The organism is Pseudoalteromonas obscura (assembly GCF_030135505.1).
GTDB classification, from domain to species: Bacteria; Pseudomonadota; Gammaproteobacteria; order Enterobacterales; family Alteromonadaceae; genus Pseudoalteromonas; species Pseudoalteromonas obscura.
This window is the reverse complement of record NZ_JASJUT010000009.1, coordinates 165066-183039: the sequence shown is the minus strand read 5'-3', so window position 1 is coordinate 183039 and position 17974 is coordinate 165066. Positions and strand designations below refer to the sequence as shown.

Sequence of the window (17974 nt, the reverse complement as noted above, 5' to 3'; positions counted from 1 at the left end):
AGGGAGTCTAGCGTGTAACGCAGTAGATCCCCTGATTAGTCTTACAAGCATCGCCAGTCGGGCAAGTTCTCTGTCTAACTGTAGTGGTTGCAGGTGTTGGCCATGATCCCGTACCGCCTGCTACATGGGGCGTATTTTCATTAGGTAGTAATTGTTTATCTTGTGACAGGGTTTTTAGGTGCTTTTTATTTATTTGCATTTTCATCATTATCTCCTTTTAAAAATCTGCATTTACGAGCCAATAGGCTGTTTAAAATTAAACCACTTGTAAAGTGAGATAAATTCAAATACGCAAAAGGAATTCTAAAGGTGGCAGGTACGAGAGATATGGTGAAAAATTGAAAAAAGGGTGGCGACCATGTCACCACACCTTAGCAAGTAAGTCTCAGACCTACCTACTCTCACGCAATTTTTTATAGTTCAAAGTAATTAGTAAATAACTTATACAGTTCGGTACCTTGGTTTACGCTTGCTGAAGCAAAGTGCAATATGGCGATGGCATCACGATCAAACGTAATCGGGTTTAATGCTTCACCTTGCGCATACTTGTCCATGCGCAAAATATTGACGAGTGTCTCGCCGGCTTTAATATGCGCACCAAGCGCTGCTTGGTATTCCACCATACCGCCTATCGGGGCGTAAAAAGCCACGTAGTCTTGCAAATAGCAGGCGTATCGCTGTATTGGTTTAGGTTGGTATGTGCTATCTAGGATAACTTCTTTATGAGTCAGGTAGCTCAGAAGACTATCAGCATCTTGTTGTGCTTCGCTCAGGTCAATGTGCTCCTGAGATCCAAGCTCTACAGTAAATGCTTCATTTGTCGTTGTAATCTCTCTACCCAGTGCGCTGAACGCTTCACTGAGTTGCCACCAAGGGCAAAAACAAGCTTCGTCCATCGCACCATCAAATTCATTAGGTATCAGTAGGGTGTGAGGGATGTCAAAGTATTTGGCGCTCGCTTGTGCATATTCTGGACAGTACAAATGTTTTGAAGAGATTGGCCCCGTATGTAAATCAAGGACTAAGTCAGCCTCATGAGCAAGGCGCTGAAGATTAACCGCAATGCGCTTGCCAGTTTTGAGCTGGTGCAACGGTTGGGCAAGTATCTCATCCGTTTTACTAATTAATAGCTGTTTAAATTCACTGCGGATCACCTGCTCTGAAGCATCAACGTACTTTGCAGCAAAGTCGACGACCAGATGAGTATGATCATGATATAGGCGATTCCAATTCTCTCCCGTGATGGGGTCGAAGCGGCCCAGTGTAAACTCTCCTGACTTTTGATTACAGCCAATCGGATTTGCATAGGGGACCAAGGTAATTGAACCATTAAGCTGAACTGTTTTTAGTTTTTCTAGTAAGGCATAAATCACGGCATTGCCCTGTACTTCGGCGCCATGCATATTTGCTTGAATGTAGACTTTGGGCCCTTTGTTTCGATCACCAACAGTAAACACAGGAATAGACAAAGCTTGGCCATTCGCCAGCTCTGCTACTTGAATGGATGTTTGGGCTATCTGATTCATTGTTACCTCAAATAATTCTGTGGTGTCAGTGGTGGTCTAACACAGCGGGTTTGGCCGGACTGGTAGGTGTACTCGCTTGGCAATGTATGGCAGAGAAAGTAGGGCATGCTTTCAGTGAAACCATAGGCACCACATTGACTAAATACAATCCAGTCTTGCTCGGTTATATCGCCTGGTAGTGTGTGCTCTCCCAAGTGATCTAAGGCTGTGCATAGCGGACCGTGCAGGGTAAACGTCTTTGGCGTAGATGTACTGTCACGTAACAGTTCGGCAGGAAATGCCTGTGTGGTTACTGCTGGTCGTAAAATATGATTTATGCCGCCCGCTAATATCAACTGATTGCTACTGTAGTTGCGCTTTTGTTCCACGACAGGATTAACGTAATAGCCGCATTCACCCACGGCATATCTACCTAATTCCATCCATAACTCATCAACATTAGCTTGTTTCTTAATGTTTTCTAAGCTGTCTAAAATTACACTCCAATCAATCGCTGATTGAGATGCGGCGTATGGAATCCCCAAGCCTCCACCTAAATCTAAAACACGCAAATTAATATCTAGCTGTTCGGCTAAGGTGACGAGGGGGTCAATCATTTGCTGCCAGAGGGAAGCTAATTTCTCTGCGTCTAACATATTACCCCACTGGAAGATATGCAGACCGACAAAATCCAAATGATCATATTCACTGATAGATAGAGATGACCACTCCTGTGTTCCTAAACCAAATGGCGTTAAGCTATCTCCGCCTAATGGATTTTTTTCATTATCAGGCCAGCGCAACTGAATGCGTAGCAAGATACGTAATTGGATTTTATGACGCTTGGCTGCATCTTGCAGCCAAGCAACCTGATTGAGGCTTTCCGCTACAAAGGTGGTTACACCTAAGCTTAAGAATTCTTCAATTTGGCGTTTGGACTTAGCTGGTCCTGTATTGAGTACGCGGTTAGCATTGATACCTTGCGCTAAAACCTGTTGCAATTCACCACTACTGGCAACGTCAAAATCAAACCCTGCTTGATCTAATGTTTGAATGATACTAGACAATGGGTTTGCTTTGACTGCATACCAAAGTTTCACAACGGTTTGTTCAGTTAATTGTGTTAAATGAGCGTGCAACGCATCTAAGTCGTAAAAATAGAACGGTTCGTGCTGGTTCTGTACCAGATCAGAAATCGCTGTTTTTACTGGCGTACTCAAAGCTGGCATTAGCGAAGCACCTCTTCTAACTCAAGGGCTGCGTCACTTTGCTCATCGCGGTATTTGACGATAAGAGCACAGGATAAGCTCAGACCCTGCTGTTGCGCCCATTCACCATTCGCAGGACGAGAGCCAGGGATCACAATGGCATTTTCAGGGATTGCTTCGCCTTTTTCCAACACCCTTTCGTTAACACAGTCGTACACGGGAATACTTGCCGAGAGGCGAACTCCTGGCGCTAATACAGCACCTTTTTTCACTACAACGCCTTCAACCAAAACGCAACCAGCGCCAATGAAAGCATCGTCTTCTACAACCACTGGGCTTGCCCCGACAGGCTCTAATACTCCGCCTACCTGTACGGCCGCGCTGAGATGTACATTTTTACCAATTTGTGCACAGGAGCCAACCAACGCATGGCTATCTACCATAGTACCTTCATCGATATACGCACCGATATTAACGTAAGCTGGTGGCATAATTATTGTGCCTGAAGCGACGTATGCACCGCGTCGAACACTGCTTCCACCTGGGACCATTCTCACACCGGCTTCAGCTGCGAATCCTTGAGGTGCTAAGTTATCTTTGTCGACAAAGCCGCCTGGATATTCTGTATTTGTGCCGTTTCTGAAAGCTTCTAAGATACCTTCTTTGACCTCGACATTGGCATGCCAGTTGCCTTGTTCGTCCTGTGTCGCTGCACGAACAGTGCCATTTTCTAGGTTGTTTAATAGGGTTAACCAGCTCATGTATACTTCCTTAACTCCAAGATAAAATAGTTGAATTTGCGGTTTTGATAAACGTTGTATCACTGAGCTCCAAGTGGGTCAGTGGTGGGCGAAGACGCGGCGAAGCCAGCTGTCCTTGCAAGTGCATTAAGACCTTGACGGGGATCGGGTTGGCTACGCTAAATAAGCTGTTTACCGCGTCTGTCCAAGTGGTAAATAAATTTGGAAACGTGCCAGCAAGCGAGCGCTTTACAAACTCGGCTGTTTGCTGAGGCCAAGCATTGGCTGCAACAGAGACAAGGCCGGCCGCTCCCGCTTGTGCAAAGTACGGCATCAATCCATCGTCTCCACTATAAATAGCGAGATCAGGTGATGCTTTACGGAAAGATTCAAAGGTAGCAATATCACCACTGGCTTCTTTGAGCGCCCATAGTTTGGGATGGGAAGCAAGATTTTCAATAACATTTGGACTTATTGAAACAGCGCTGCGTCCAGGAACGTTGTACAACATACATGGGCGATCACTGGCATCCAATAGTGTTTTAAACCAGTGTGTCAGACCCACGTTACCTGGCTTCGCGTAGAGCGGTGAGCCAACCAAAAAGGCATCGATCGGTTGGGTGTTGCAAAATTCAACCCAGTCGAGTTGTAACGCAAGATCATGGCCGCCAATAGCAACCATCAATGGGACCGTTGGCGACAGTTCACAAACATAACGCACTATGTCACGCTGCTCTTGCTGTGAAAGTGCAAGCCCTTCACCGGTACTACCGAGTAAAAGTATGCCATTACCAGCTTGTTGTTGTGCAAGTACTAGCTGCGCTAACGTTTGAAAATCAACGTGGTTGTTATCGTCGAACGGCGTAACAAGCGCTGTCCATAACGGGTAGTCAGATAAGTTGTATTTAGATTTCATCTCTACCGAACTTAAATGCAGCTCGGAAGGTGACTTGAAGTGCAAATCCAGCTTCCGAACAATTAAAATTCGAAGAGCAATGGACTTAAAACAGCATAAGGCATGGCCTTATCTTTCTAAGACCAGAAGCTCTCCACCAAATATGTTGGTGACAGTCGCTGGGATTCAGCCCATGCGCCCGAAAAAATCAATTAGCAAAGATGATTTCTTCTCGGCGTTAATTCCCCTCACTAAATGTCATCGGAGTTTGCTCTCCTCAATTTAGCTACCTGAATAACGCACCTCTTCCAGCCCTCAAAATAGCCATTACAGCTACTTTGCGATAATAGGGTCAGACGGGATTGAAACATTTTGGCCGTCTAGGTGTCAAGCTCCAATCTGTAAAAGACTGAAATTAAGCTACACTTCTGTTTGTATGCAGCTCAATTTTATCTCTATTATTTTGCACCAAACACGGAGGCAGCCGGTTGCTTAAGATATTGAAAACATTTCGCTTCAGGTACATTTTAGCGATTTCTATTATGGTCATTGTCATCACAACAGCGATGGCAACTATGCAGATACTATTATCTCAACAAGCTGCCAGTACGTACGTGATCAATACGGCAGGGATGCAGAGAATGCTGTCGCAAAAAGCGGCGTTATTATTAGGTGCTGAGTACATACGCGAGCATCCAGGTACGTTTGATGAACAGCAAATGCTGCGTGATGCATTAGATAAAATGGCTGAAAACCAAGCTTTTTTATTAGCAAAGTCGGGTGGGCGCTATGCTCACTTATCTTCTGATCTACAACAGTTTTATTTTCAACCTCCGGTTGCTTTGGCAACTCGGGTTGAAGAGTACATTGATTTAGTCAAAACTGCGCACAGCCTTGCCCTTGTCGGCAATTTGAAAGTAGAAAAGTTGATCCAAGTTCAATCCCGAGCTAACGAACTTTTAATTGCGCTAGATCAGGCGGTTACGCTACATGAGTTAGTAGCTACTAACAAAGTAAAGAAGCTGCAAAATGTTGAGCTATTCATTTGGCTTTTTGGGCTCATGATCCTCATTATCGAAGCGCGTTGGATTTTCTATCCGATGGAAAAAAGCATTCAGAAGAAAATTACACGGCTTCAGACACTACGCATTGAAGCCAATCGTCTAAAGCGCAGTAAGAGTGAATTTTTGGCACGAGCAAGCCATGAGATGCGTACGCCGCTGCAAGCCGTTATGGGATATCTGGCACTGTTTAAAGAATCAGCTCAACCTGCTCACCTAGAGGTTGTCGAACACGCAGCAAAGCAGCTTAATATTCTGCTCTCAGCAATAGATGACTACAATGTGCTGTCAGAGAATAAAGAAATTAAGTTAGACAATAAAACCGCTTGTCTGTTTGATACTTTATCTCACTCGTTAGCAATTTATAAACCGCTTATGCAGCAGAAATCGCTAAGTTTTACAACGGACTTAGGGGCTGGTTTGTCACAAGTTGTCGAATGTGATCACAATCGTTTGGCTTGGTTGGTTGGGCAAATATTGGACAATGCCGTGAAGTACACTGAATACGGAGAAGTGAGGCTAGAAGCGGATTGTCACCAAAGGTGTGAAGAAGAAGCCATCTTTCACTGCCTGATAACAGATACGGGACCGGGTATTAACCAAACCCAAGCCAAAATTGATGAAGAGGAAAATTATCAAGGAATGCAGTTGGGGCTTACTCGCGCGCAGCTCATTATCAATATGCTCGGTGGTGAAATGAGCTTTACGGAAAATATACCAACCGGTACCCAGGTATTATTAGAGATCCCTGTGAAAGTGGCTAAATCTGCTGCATTGACACCGTTTGAGTTGAGTAGAGAAAACCCGGCTCTGTTGGTGGAGGACAACTTACTAAATGCACGTGTTGTTGTGACATTATTAGAAAAGTTGGGCCTGTCAGTGATACATGTAGTAAACGGGCAAGAAGCGCTATCTGAGTTACAAAAGCAAGAGTTTAGTTTGGTATTGATGGATTTGAATATGCCTGTGATGGATGGTTTCACAGCAATAAAGATGATCCGTCATAACCTTGGATTAGAGTTGCCCATATTGGTACTTACCGCAAATACCACAGAGCAGGCTATCAATAGAGTGTATGAATTAGGAGCGAACGCCCACTTATTTAAGCCCGTTGATTTAAAAACCTTACGAGAAAAAGTCGAACTGCTAATAACCCCCTCGGTCGTGAACGACTCACTGTCTTGATTATTGGTTTTCAAGGAGGTTACAGTACGTGGCGGCATGTTTTTGGTAGATTAAAGGGTTAGGTGTAAGGTATTCTTACACCTATCAATTTATATTCTCTTGACTATAAAGCCCTGTGCTTTTAGTAATTCAATCAAGCCATGTTGTTTGGGTAAGTGCAGTGCGCCTACAGCAATAAAATGCGATGTTTTACTCATGTCGGGGAGCAGAGTACGGACCCAAGTATGGTTGCGCTCAATCACTAGTACTTGTTCAGCAAGTCGTGCATATTTGGAATCATCAAAGCTCAGCTCGTAATACTTGCTCAATATAGCATCGTCGCCCGTTTTCCAGGCTTCTATCATATCTTTAATAAAGTCATCAGCTTCTCGCATTTGGGAGAGGGTTTGTGTCACCATCTCATCACTCATAATCGCGATCTGGCTGAACATTTCTAATTGTTGCTCAAATAGCTCTAGCTCTTTGATGTTTTTTTTATGTTTAATAGCGTGTGCAATAACTTGTTTATCTATGCCATACGTATCAGTTAATCCCGCCTTTTGATATTCAAGCTGCACAATTGTGAGGATGACAGCCCACGCTGGCGTACTGTTGAATAGTGCGATATTGATCCCCCGCTTGGTAAAATAGGTTTCGAGTTGTTTATAAACTTTTTGGGATACGGCTTGTGGCAATGGACGGCTATTGGAGTTGGCTATAAATGCGGCTGTTTTGTTCTGAATTTCAAATGGCGACAGTGCACTCATATTGAGTTCTACAACGGTATTTTCAGACTGCTCGATGGCACTTTTAACCTTGTCAGGCAAACCTTGCATACTGGGATCACCAACATGAACAGTACCGAATAAATAGGAAGTCACCTCATTTTTTTCTACGCTCCACAGTGCTGGAGCAGCTTGACTTAGTGTGCTAAAAAATAGCAACAAGCAAAATGACGAGACTAATTTAAAAAACGAAATGTGTTTCACTGCAGTGGTCCTTTTATGTCTTGGATTAAACATCATAATCAATTGAATAAGTAAATCACAAAAAATTAATACAGAAATCTGATATGCATAATTGTCTTCGATATATTGAGGTAGTTTACCCTTATGTAAGTTTGCCTCTGTTGCTTTGGATAAATATACTTGGAATGTGTTGTTTTTGGGTTTTTTATTTCTTTATTTGCATTTTTAAACAGTGAAGTGGCATAGTTTTTATGGTTGACATGTCGCCTGTCGCAGGTTACTAATAGAATAAGAACACGCAGACAGTATTTGTCTGCCAGAGAATGCAATCAAGCACAGTACAATTTTTTGGATTTGGATTTATGTTACTAACAGCAAAGCTACTAGTCGTGATTATCAACGTGGTGATTATTATTACCGCGGGGGCTTTGTAGTGCTGTAAGAAAAGAATCAGCTAAAAGCCCCCCGCACTGAAAAGTTCGGGGGGCTTTTTCGTTTTAGGGCAAAAAAACAGAGCAAAGGGCAATGAGCAAAACAATGACAGGCGCACAAATGGTAATCGATATCCTTGTTAAACAGGGTATCTCAGACGTATTCGGCTACCCAGGCGGGGCAATTATGCCGATTTACGATGCGTTGTATGGTGCGCCACTCAAGCATTATTTAACTCGCCATGAGCAAGGAGCAGGGTTTGCGGCAGTTGGCTATGCACGCAGCACTGGTAAGTTAGGTGTTTGTTTTGCTACTTCGGGGCCTGGCGCAACGAATTTAGTGACTGCACTGGCTGATGCAATGATGGACTCGGTTCCGCTTTTGGCAATCACTGGGCAAGTTCCTACTGCGGCAATTGGTTCTGATGCGTTCCAAGAGGTTGATGTTTTAGGGATGTCTTTATCGTGTACGAAACATAGTTTTATGGTAGAGCGCGCAGAGGATTTGGCTGAAGTACTGCAACAGGCGATGCACTTAGCGGTATCAGGAAGACCTGGGCCCGTATTAGTTGATATTCCAAAAGATATTCAACAAGCGCTAGTGCCTTTTTCTCCTTGGAGTGCAGACACTCAAGCACAAGAAGCATCGATATTAAATGATCTAGCATTGGCCAATGAGCTGTTGAAAAAAGCCTCAAAGCCAGTGGCGTATGTCGGTGGCGGCGTTCATAGCGCTGATGCGCAACCAGCATTGATGGCATTTTTGGAGCAAACTCAGATGCCTGCAGTATCTACTTTGAAAGCGCTCGGCAGTGTTTTACCTGAATACGAATACGACTTGGGCATGCTGGGTATGCACGGGACAAAGGCGGCAAATTTAGCTGTGCAAGAATGTGACTTACTGGTGTGTATCGGTGCGCGATTTGATGATCGAGTGACGGGAAATCTAGCCAAATTTGCCGCCAAAGCGAAAGTGATCCACTTAGATATTGATGCTGCTGAAATTGGCAAGCGCAAGCCAGCAGCGGCTTCATTGGTGGCTGATTTAACTGTCTCTTTGCCTTTATTACAGGGCGTTTTAGCACCTGCGGATTGGCGTGCGCATATCAGCCATATGCAGCGAGAGTATGCTTGGCGATATGACTACCCTGGAGAGAAAGTTTTTGCGCCTTATTTGCTGAATAAACTGAGCCATGATGTACCTCAAGATACAGTTGTTTGTTGCGATGTGGGTCAGCATCAAATGTGGGTTGCACAGCATATGAAATTTAGCCATCCGAGCAACCATCTTAGCAGCGGTGGCGCTGGTACTATGGGATTTGGCCTGCCAGCGGCAATTGGGGCGAAAATCGCGCGTCCGGACAACATGGTTATCACGGTTTCAGGCGACGGTTCAATCATGATGAATATCCAAGAGTTAGCGACTATCAGAAGAAATAACCTTGCCGTCAAGATAGTTATTCTAGACAACCAAAGACTGGGTATGGTGAGACAGTGGCAAGAGTTATTTTTCTCGGCGCGATACAGCGAAACAAACTTGTCAGATAACCCTGACTTCGTGCAGTTGGCCGCTGTGTTTGGGATCCCAGGGCAAACTATCACCCATGCATCAGAAGTAGACGATGCAATTGAAAAACTAGTAAATAGCTCAGGTCCTTACATTTTACATGCCTGTATTGATGATAAAGAAAATGTTTGGCCTCTTGTACCGCCGGGTGCGGCAAATGATGAAATGTTAACGGAGAACACACAATGAAACATCAATTAACTGTGGCTGTAAAAAATCAAAGCGTTGCTGTTGAGCGTTTTCTACGTGTGGCTCGACACCGTGGATTTCGTCTAATGCAATTGCAGTTAGAGGGGCAGGATGAGTTGTTTCTCGTCAAAATGACAGTAGATAGTGAGAAACCTATCTATCTATTAACATCACAATTAAATAAGCTAGTGGATGTGCAGTCGGTTGATTTGCATACATTACAGCAGCAGGCAATATAACAATATTAAGGTTTTAAAGAATGACACAAACATCAGAACTTATTTGGCACAACGGTGAAATGATCCCTTACCAAGAGGCGAAAACGCATGTTTTGAGCCATGCACTACATTATGGTAGCTCGGTATTCGAAGGGATCAGAGCATATGATACGCCAAATGGTCCTGCCATATTTCGCTTGGACGATCATATTCAACGCTTGTTTGATTCCGCGAAAATTTACCGCATGGAGATCCCGTTTTCTCAAGAAGAGGTTAAAGCAGCGTGTAAGCAGGCGGTCAAAGAAAATGGATTCAGCAATGCTTACTTGAGACCATTTGCGTTTCTAGGCCATGTCGGGCTGGGACTTAACCCTAAATCACATATTGCTGACGTTACTGTCGCAGCAATGGAGTGGGGGGCATATCTAGGTGAAGACAGCTTAGCTGAAGGAGTAGATGTGTGCGTTTCGTCTTGGAGTCGTCTTGCACCAAACACCATGCCAACGGCTGCAAAAGCAGGGGGTAATTACCTTTCTTCACAGTTGATTTCAGGTGAAGCTAAACGCAATGGCTATGTAGAAGGTATTGCATTGGATGTGAATGGTTACTTAAGTGAAGGTGCGGGTGAAAACCTCTTTATGGTTAGAAAGGGCGTGCTTTATACACCACCAACTACAGCGTGTATATTACCTGGCTTAACCCGCGATACCATTATTCATTTAGCAAAAGAACGTGGCTATGAAGTTAGAGAAGAGCCGATTGCTCGTGAAGCGTTGTACTTGGCTGATGAGTTTTTCATGGTAGGAACCGCAGCAGAAGTAGTTCCTGTACGCAGCGTTGATAAGATCCAAGTTGGTGCGGGTAAACGCGGACCTATCACAGCGGAGTTACAGCAGGCTTATTTTGATTTAGTTAAAGGGCAATCAAAAGACCCAGAGGGTTGGCTAGATTACGTGAATAGCTAAAACGTTGTAGGTTAATTATTTTTTGGGAATGAGGTACTACCGCGCATCGGTAGAATTGAGAAAGAGGGGTAGACATGGCTAAGTTACGAAGTAAAACAACGACTGAGGGTCGCAAACGTGCAGGCGCGAGAGCACTATGGCGTGCGACAGGAATGACAGACGAAGATTTTCACAAACCGATGATTGCGGTAGTCAATTCATACACACAATTCGTACCTGGTCATGTACACCTTAATCAGCTCAGTGACTTGATGGCTGATGCCATCAGGGAAGCAGGCGGTGTGCCGCGCGAGTTTAATACGATAGCCATTGATGATGGGATCGCTATGGGTCATGGAGGTATGTTGTATTCTTTGCCCTCGCGAGACCTGATAGCTGACTCTGTTGAATATATGGTGAACGCACACTGTGCCGATGCAATGGTCTGCATATCAAACTGTGACAAAATTACCCCAGGTATGTTGTTGGCGGCTCTAAGGCTTAATATTCCAGTAATTTTTGTCTCAGGTGGACCAATGGAAGCGGGCAAAACCCGCTTGGCAGATATCGACTTGAAGCTCGATTTGGTCGATGCGATGGTAAAAGGTGCCGATCCAACTGTGAGCGATGAAGATTCAGATCAAGTTGAGCGTTCTGCTTGCCCAACATGTGGCTCTTGTTCAGGTATGTTTACTGCGAATTCAATGAACTGTCTTCTTGAGTCTCTTGGACTGGCTTTGCCTGGTAACGGCACAACACTTGCGACGCACAAAGATAGAAGACAACTATATGATGGCGCAGCAAAACGCATTGTCGCGCTATGTGATGAGTATTACCAACAAGACAATGACTCAGTGTTACCGAGAAATATTGCCAACCAAGCCGCTTTTAACAACGCAATGACGCTGGATATTGCAATGGGCGGTTCATCAAACACGGTACTGCACATTTTAGCTGCTGCACAAGAAGCTGGGGTCGATTTTGATATGGCAGATATCGATCAGCTGTCGCGAAATACGCCATTCTTATGCAAAGTTGCACCGGCGACTCAGCAATATCACATTGAAGATGTACACCGAGCAGGTGGCATTATGGCGATTTTAAATGAATTGGCAAAAGCCGGGAAATTAGATCTTTCTGTCGGTCATGTTGCTGGTGGCACACTCGGTGAGGTATTGGCGCGTTGGGATGCCAATGACAGCACAAATGAAAAGGCTCAAACATTCTATCGTGCTGGCCCTGCGGGGATCCGTACAACAACAGCGATGAGCCAAGAGTATCGCTGGGATACACTAGATTTGGACCGCGAGGGCGGGTGTATTCGCAGTGCCGAACATGCATTTCGTCAAGACGGTGGTTTGGCGGTTTTAACTGGTAACTTAGCACCAGACGGCTGCATTGTGAAAAGTGCGGGTGTGGTTGATGAAATGCTTGAGTTTACTGGGCCTGCGGTAGTGTATGAATCTCAAGATGATGCGGTAGAAGGGATCTTAGGCGGCGATGTCAAAAAAGGTGATGTCGTCTTGATCCGCTACGAAGGTCCAAAAGGTGGACCTGGGATGCAAGAAATGCTGTACCCAACTAGTTACCTGAAATCAATGGGATTAGATAAAGATTGTGCGCTCTTAACGGATGGACGTTTTTCTGGTGGTACATCAGGCTTGTCGATTGGTCATGTATCACCGGAAGCAGCAAGTGAAGGGACATTAGCGCTAGTAGAAAATGGCGATCTTATAGCGATTAACATTCACACTCGTTCAATTGATGTGTTATTGGATGATACCGAATTAACTCTGCGCCGTGAAAAGCAAAGCGCACGAGGTAAAGAAGCCTATAAACCGCTTAATCGCGAGCGTGTGGTAACACCTGCATTAAAAGCATATGCGCTATTGGCAACCAGTGCTGATAAAGGCGCGGTAAGAGACCTGGAAAAATTAGAGGAGCTCAGTTAGCTATGGTGGCACAAGAGCTAGACTACTTTAGGGCTATTATTCAGGCAAATATGGCACCATTGGTGAAGCAAACGGATGTGAGTCACTTAAAAGGGTTGTCTGAACGGCTCAACCATCAAGTTTGGCTAAAGCGTGAAGATCAGCAGCCTGTTTATTCATTTAAACTCAGAGGCGCATTTAATAAGTTGCGCCAACTCCCTGAAAACTCGCATGTGATCACCGCATCTGCGGGGAACCATGCTCAGGGAGTGGCTCTGAGTGCTGCGCACTTGGGGCACAAAGCAACCATTGTGATGCCTGTGACTACGCCTGAAATTAAGGTTAACGCAGTGAGGAATATGGGGGGACATGTTGTTTTGCATGGTCACCACTTTGATGCGGCGAATGCCCATGCACAAACGTTGTGCCAGCAACAAGGCGGTGTGTTTGTACCACCATTTGACGACAAAGATGTGATTGTTGGACAGGGCACGGTGGCACGAGAAATGATGCAACAGCTAGATAAACTGGATGTTGTATTTATCCCTGTGGGGGGAGGCGGACTGTTGGCGGGAATGGCAGTATATATAAAGTCCCTGCGTCCGGATATTCGTGTTATCGGTGTTGAAGCCACGGAAAGTGCTTGTTTGTACGCAGCAATGGAGCAAGGCGAACCCGTTGAGTTAGAACAAGTCGGGTGTTTTGCCGATGGTATTGCTGTCAAGCGTATTGGAGAGGAAACCTTTCGGCTAGCACAAACATATTGTGATGAAGTGATGCTGGTGACAACAGATGAGATCTGTGCGGCAGTGCAAGATATCTTTATCGAAACGCGCGCCATTGCTGAGCCTTCAGGGGCGGTTGCCCTAGCGGGATTAAAGAAATGGAGCGCCACGCACTCTCAGTCATCAATGTCATTGGCAGCTGTATTATCGGGGGCAAATCTCAATTTTGACCGGTTGCGCTATATTGCAGAGCGAACTGCCCTTGGTGCAAAAAGTGAAGCGCTTCTAGGCGTAACCATAGATGAACGAAAAGGGAGTTTTAAGCAGTTTTGCAATACGCTTGGTGGGCGTTCAATTACAGAGTTTAATTATCGATTTGCCGGAGGCAATAAGGCCCAGATCTTTGTTGGGATAGGGCTGCGCAGCGCGGAAGAAGAGTTACAAGAGTTAAAAGCCAGTTTAGAAGAGAATGAATATGAGTTTACCGACTTATCAGACAATGAGTTGGCTAAGTTACATATTCGATATATGGTTGGTGGAAAACCGCCTGTGGCTATTCAAGAAAGGTTGTTACGCTTTGAGTTCCCAGAGTACCCAGGTGCATTATTGAGGTTTTTAGAGATGCTAGGTTGTGAGTGGAATATTACTCTATTCCACTATCGTAATCATGGCGCTGCAAAAGGGCATGTTTTAGCTGGGTTTGAAATGGCTCCGCAAGATCATGCAAAATTTGAAGAGCACTTGTGCCGCTTGGGTTATGACTATCAAGATGAAACTAACAACCCCTGTTTTAGTCAATACCTCAAATCAGATCAGGACTACGCTCGCAAAGTGAGTTGAGTTTAATGCCCTGACTGTCTTTTCTGTCCTTAGCCTTCTATATTCAATATAGACAGACTAAGGATAGCTTATGCTCCGTTGCCTCATTTTACTTATATTTGTTTGTGGAAGTGTATATGCCACGGTGCTAGAGCCTGTAACACTGCAACTGAAATGGGTGCATCAGTTTCAATTTGCAGGTTACTATGTTGCGAAGCAAAAAGGCTTTTATCGGGAGGCTGGGCTAGATGTCAATATCATGCCAGCTCAAATGCACCAACCTGATGAACAATTTAAAGTACTCACCGGTCAGGCACAATTTGGCGTGACACATTCAGGCTTGTTAGAACAGCGTATGTCAGGAAAACCGCTCGTCGCACTTGCTGCGGTGTTTCAATCTTCACCCTACTGCTGGATGGTACACGCCGATAGTAATATTTATTCGCCTAAGGATTTTCAAGGTAAAAGAATTAGTCACTTAGGTCGTTCCGAAGGCGCTGAACTTGTGCTCATTTTGGAGCGGGCAGGTATAGATGTAAGCCAATTACCAATTTATTCTGGCATGTCTCCTTTGCAGGATTTTAAAATGGGCAAGTTTGATGCGTTGCAAGTATATATTTCCAATGAACCGTTCAAAATGGCGCAGCAGGGTATAGCGACAAGGCAGATCTGTCCTAAGCATTATGGTATCAATGTGTATGCGGATATATTGTTTACTTCTGAAGACGTATACACGTATCGGCCTGAGTTGGTAGCGAAATTTCGTAGTGCCAGTTTGCGAGGGTGGCGATACGCGCTGGCAAACTTAGATGAAGCACTGCAGATCACTAAACTATATGCTAAGCAAAAAAGTTATGAAGAACTGGCCAATGAGGCGGACAAATTACTTCCTTTTATTAAGGCGCCAGGGATCCCTGTTGGCAACATGTCATTGGCGAGATGGCAGTGGATCGCGCAGTTGTACCATCTGGACCTTATAAGTTTCCATGAGCACAAGAGTGCTTTTTTGTATTCAGATAGCAGTAAAACAGAAATTAATTGGTCTTGGATGTTGATCCTAGCCATCGTGTTAAGCATTTTGTGTGTGCCAATGTACATTAGTTTAGTATTACAGCGGAAAAGCTATAGTTTGCAAGATTGATTATGAAGGCTTGAAGATTTTCTAATCTGTCTCGGATAGATTACAATAGCGTGACTTGAAGTAACCTCTATTGCTTATGATCTCCTCTTACACTTCGCATTTTCAGTCACTGGATAGACTACTCTATGAAACCCGACAATACTGGCAGCTATTGGCTTTTGATCACCTGACAACGCCGTGGCCAGAATTGGATGATTACCTATTGCAACTTGATGAAGCCACGTTGAGTGCATTGGATAGGGACCAAACAGCACTGCAGCATGCGTTGTCAGCGCATATTCCTCAACTGACGCAGATCAGTGAATTAACGAAAATTAATATGCCACTTCGGGACCGTCCAGAACTCCCATTTTGGTTAAGTAACGGTATTAAAGGGCGTAAAGTTGGACAGCTGCAAGACTTTGTCGCTGCGCTCAATGAGCGAGAACTGCCCATATTAGAGTGGTGCGCAGGTAAAGGGCATTTGGGTCGGATATTAGCTTATCAAGGGGTTCCATATGTTGATAGTATAGAGCTGCAGGCGCATTTGTGTGAGCAGGGCGCGCACAGTGCCGTTCATCAAAAGTTAGCGATGACATTCCACTGTGCGAATGTCTTGACAGAACCCGTAGGTCATCACTTTAAACCACGCCAGCACGCAGTCGCACTGCATGCATGTGGTAAGTTGCATCAGAACTTTATGCATGAAGCTACACAGGTAGGTTGTGAAAAAATAAGTTTGTCGCCATGTTGTTATCACTTGTTCACCAGTGATGAATATCAGGCCATGAGTGACGTGGGTAAGCAGAGTAAACTGCTATTAACACACAACGATATGAAACTTGCACTACAAGAAACGGTTACCGCGCCTTCTCGCGTAGCAAAAGTGCGTAAAAAAGAAGTTTTATGGCGATTAGCCTTTGATGCGCTGAGGCGTGATATTACACACAGTACCAATTATGTTAGTGTGCCTTCAGTTAATAAAGCAATATTCTCTGGTGAATTTCACGAATTTTGTCACTGGGCGGCAGAACAAAAAGGACTAGAGCTGCCCCAAAAAATTGACTACCAACATTATTTGGCTCAGGCTCAAAAACGGCAAAAAGTCACTGAGCGCATCGAGCTAGTTCGCCACGGTTTTAGGCGTGCAATTGAATTGTGGCTAGTGCTAGATAGAGTGTTATATTTACAAGCTGCTGGGTATGATGTGACACTTGAACAGTTCTGTGAAAAGTCACTGACACCAAGGAATTTATTGATACAGGCAACAAAGCGCCAGTAGATAAGGGGATAGATATGTGCCAACAACAAAAAAGTCATCTAGCGCACTTGCTGGAAAATAATCGTCAGTGGGCTGAGCGTACACAATTACGCGATCCAGAGTTCTTCAAAACGTTGTCGATGCAACAAAACCCAGATTATTTATGGATCGGCTGCTCTGATTCCAGAGTACCAGCCAATGAGATCGTTGACTTACTTCCTGGCGAGTTATTCGTACATCGCAACGTCGCGAATGTGGTTGTACATACGGATCACAATTGTCTATCTGTCATGCAATACGCTGTAGAAGTTTTGAAGGTGAGTCATATCATGGTTGTTGGGCACTATGGGTGTGGTGGAGTTAAGGCTGCATTGGACGGGGCCAAGTTTGGGCTGATCGACAACTGGCTTAGGCATGTTGTTGATATCAAAGAGAAGCATCAAGCAGTATTGCGAGAAGTCAACGCCTCTGTGCGCAGTGACGTTTTGTGTGAGCTCAATGTCATAGAACAAGTTCGTAATGTATGCCGCACAAGCATTGTGCAAGATGCATGGCACAGAGGACAAAAGCTAGAAGTGCATGGCTGGGTATACGGACTTGAAGATGGGTTATTACATGAACTAGTCCCTGGCGTTAGCTCAGACCCAGGCTTGTCATCAAGCTATGAGCAAGCACTACTGTCATTGGTGACCCGGTACGTTGATCGCGGAGATCAACAAGCGGGCTAATCGATTGGTTATAAGCACACAGAATTGTGTGCTTGTCTACATGAAGTGATTATTCTGCGTCGTTTTGCTTTTCCAGCCTAGCTTCTAACTCGGCAACTTTGGCTTCTAATTCAGTTAGCTTTTCACGTGTTCTGATTAAAACTTTACTTTGAATATCAAATTCTTCACGACTTACAAAGTCCATTTCTGTCAATTTCGTTTGAATGGCTTGTTTGGTTTTCGCTTCAAATGTTTCTGCTAAATTACGCACACCTTGTGGCATGTTACTTGAGATCTGCTTTGCGATCTCTTCGATCTTTGCTGGGTTTATCATGTCAGTGCCTTATAGCTAGTTATTGCGGTTATCTTACCGTAAACCGTTGGCTCTATAAAAGTATTTTAGTGCGCTTGGAGCCGGGATAAACCGCGTAGATTAATCATAATCAAAACTTTGCAAATTGGTATTATGGCATGAATAAGATAAACTAGGCGGTTCCAGTTGGTCAGGATACACGCCTTTT

General features: G+C 44.6%; 16 protein-coding genes and 1 riboswitch. Of the genes, 9 read left to right on the top strand and 7 right to left on the bottom strand.

The features are described from left to right. Positions 1–7: 7 nt before the first annotated feature. The 5 genes from QNM18_RS19060 to dapA all read right to left on the bottom strand — a co-directional run bounded on the left by QNM18_RS19060 (position 8) and on the right by dapA (position 4369). Positions 8–208, bottom strand: coding sequence for a hypothetical protein (locus tag QNM18_RS19060; protein ID WP_211012947.1), 201 nt, complete (start codon positions 206–208; stop codon positions 8–10). Positions 209–413: 205 nt separating this feature from the next. After that, positions 414–1526: a succinylglutamate desuccinylase/aspartoacylase family protein gene (locus tag QNM18_RS19055; RefSeq protein WP_284138139.1), complete on the bottom strand. Its 1113-nt coding sequence runs from the start codon at positions 1524–1526 to the stop codon at positions 414–416. Positions 1527–1528: 2 nt separating this feature from the next. Next, positions 1529–2734 carry a PLP-dependent decarboxylase gene (locus QNM18_RS19050; protein WP_284138138.1) on the bottom strand — a complete coding sequence of 402 codons (1206 nt, stop codon included), beginning with the start codon at positions 2732–2734 and terminating at the stop codon, positions 1529–1531. Next, a complete protein-coding gene (locus QNM18_RS19045) occupies positions 2734–3474 on the bottom strand; it encodes a 2,3,4,5-tetrahydropyridine-2,6-dicarboxylate N-succinyltransferase (protein WP_023397701.1) in 741 nt (246 codons plus the stop codon). The genes QNM18_RS19050 and QNM18_RS19045 overlap by 1 nt, the downstream gene beginning before the upstream one ends. 10 nt (positions 3475–3484) lie before the next feature. After that, the gene (gene dapA, locus QNM18_RS19040; protein WP_211012993.1) at positions 3485–4369 is read right to left on the bottom strand and encodes a 4-hydroxy-tetrahydrodipicolinate synthase; all 885 of its coding nucleotides are present in this window, start codon (positions 4367–4369) and stop codon (positions 3485–3487) included. Positions 4370–4487: 118 nt separating this feature from the next. After that, positions 4488–4664: riboswitch (Lysine riboswitch) on the bottom strand. 259 nt (positions 4665–4923) lie between these two features. On the opposite strand from dapA, the gene QNM18_RS19035 reads away from it, so the two are divergent. Beyond that, positions 4924–6594 carry a response regulator gene (locus tag QNM18_RS19035; RefSeq protein WP_284138137.1) on the top strand — a complete coding sequence of 557 codons (1671 nt, stop codon included), beginning with the start codon at positions 4924–4926 and terminating at the stop codon, positions 6592–6594. 89 nt (positions 6595–6683) lie between these two features. Here QNM18_RS19035 and QNM18_RS19030 read toward each other — a convergent pair whose 3' ends face one another. Continuing rightward, on the bottom strand, positions 6684–7562 hold the full coding sequence (locus QNM18_RS19030) for a TraB/GumN family protein (RefSeq protein WP_284138136.1): 879 nt from the start codon (positions 7560–7562) through the stop codon (positions 6684–6686). Between the two features lie 516 nt (positions 7563–8078). On the opposite strand from QNM18_RS19030, the gene ilvG reads away from it, so the two are divergent. The 8 genes from ilvG to can all read left to right on the top strand — a co-directional run bounded on the left by ilvG (position 8079) and on the right by can (position 17474). Continuing rightward, complete coding sequence (ilvG, locus tag QNM18_RS19025) at positions 8079–9728, top strand: acetolactate synthase 2 catalytic subunit (RefSeq protein ID WP_284138174.1); 1650 nt, start codon at positions 8079–8081, stop codon at positions 9726–9728. Continuing rightward, positions 9725–9967 (top strand): acetolactate synthase 2 small subunit, encoded by a 243-nt coding sequence (gene ilvM, locus QNM18_RS19020; protein ID WP_023397706.1) that lies wholly within the window; start codon positions 9725–9727, stop codon positions 9965–9967. The genes ilvG and ilvM overlap by 4 nt, the downstream gene beginning before the upstream one ends. A 20-nt stretch (positions 9968–9987) precedes the next feature. Next, complete coding sequence (locus QNM18_RS19015) at positions 9988–10911, top strand: branched-chain amino acid transaminase (protein WP_284138135.1); 924 nt, start codon at positions 9988–9990, stop codon at positions 10909–10911. A 74-nt stretch (positions 10912–10985) separates the two neighbouring features. Then, the gene (gene ilvD, locus QNM18_RS19010) at positions 10986–12842 is read left to right on the top strand and encodes a dihydroxy-acid dehydratase (protein WP_211012952.1); all 1857 of its coding nucleotides are present in this window, start codon (positions 10986–10988) and stop codon (positions 12840–12842) included. 2 nt (positions 12843–12844) lie between these two features. Then, positions 12845–14386, top strand: coding sequence for a threonine ammonia-lyase, biosynthetic (ilvA, locus tag QNM18_RS19005; RefSeq protein WP_284138134.1), 1542 nt, complete (start codon positions 12845–12847; stop codon positions 14384–14386). A 70-nt stretch (positions 14387–14456) separates the two neighbouring features. Then, positions 14457–15506, top strand: a complete 1050-nt coding sequence (locus QNM18_RS19000; protein WP_284138133.1) for an ABC transporter substrate-binding protein — start codon at positions 14457–14459, stop codon at positions 15504–15506. A 76-nt stretch (positions 15507–15582) separates the two neighbouring features. Then, positions 15583–16767, top strand: a complete 1185-nt coding sequence (locus QNM18_RS18995) for a methyltransferase (RefSeq protein ID WP_284138132.1) — start codon at positions 15583–15585, stop codon at positions 16765–16767. A gap of 14 nt (positions 16768–16781) precedes the next feature. Then, positions 16782–17474, top strand: a complete 693-nt coding sequence (gene can, locus QNM18_RS18990) for a carbonate dehydratase (protein WP_211012956.1) — start codon at positions 16782–16784, stop codon at positions 17472–17474. Between the two features lie 49 nt (positions 17475–17523). On the opposite strand, the gene ubiK is transcribed toward can, so the two are convergent. Then, a complete protein-coding gene (gene ubiK / locus QNM18_RS18985) occupies positions 17524–17787 on the bottom strand; it encodes a ubiquinone biosynthesis accessory factor UbiK (RefSeq protein ID WP_023397713.1) in 264 nt (87 codons plus the stop codon). Between the last annotated feature and the right edge of the window lie 187 nt (positions 17788–17974).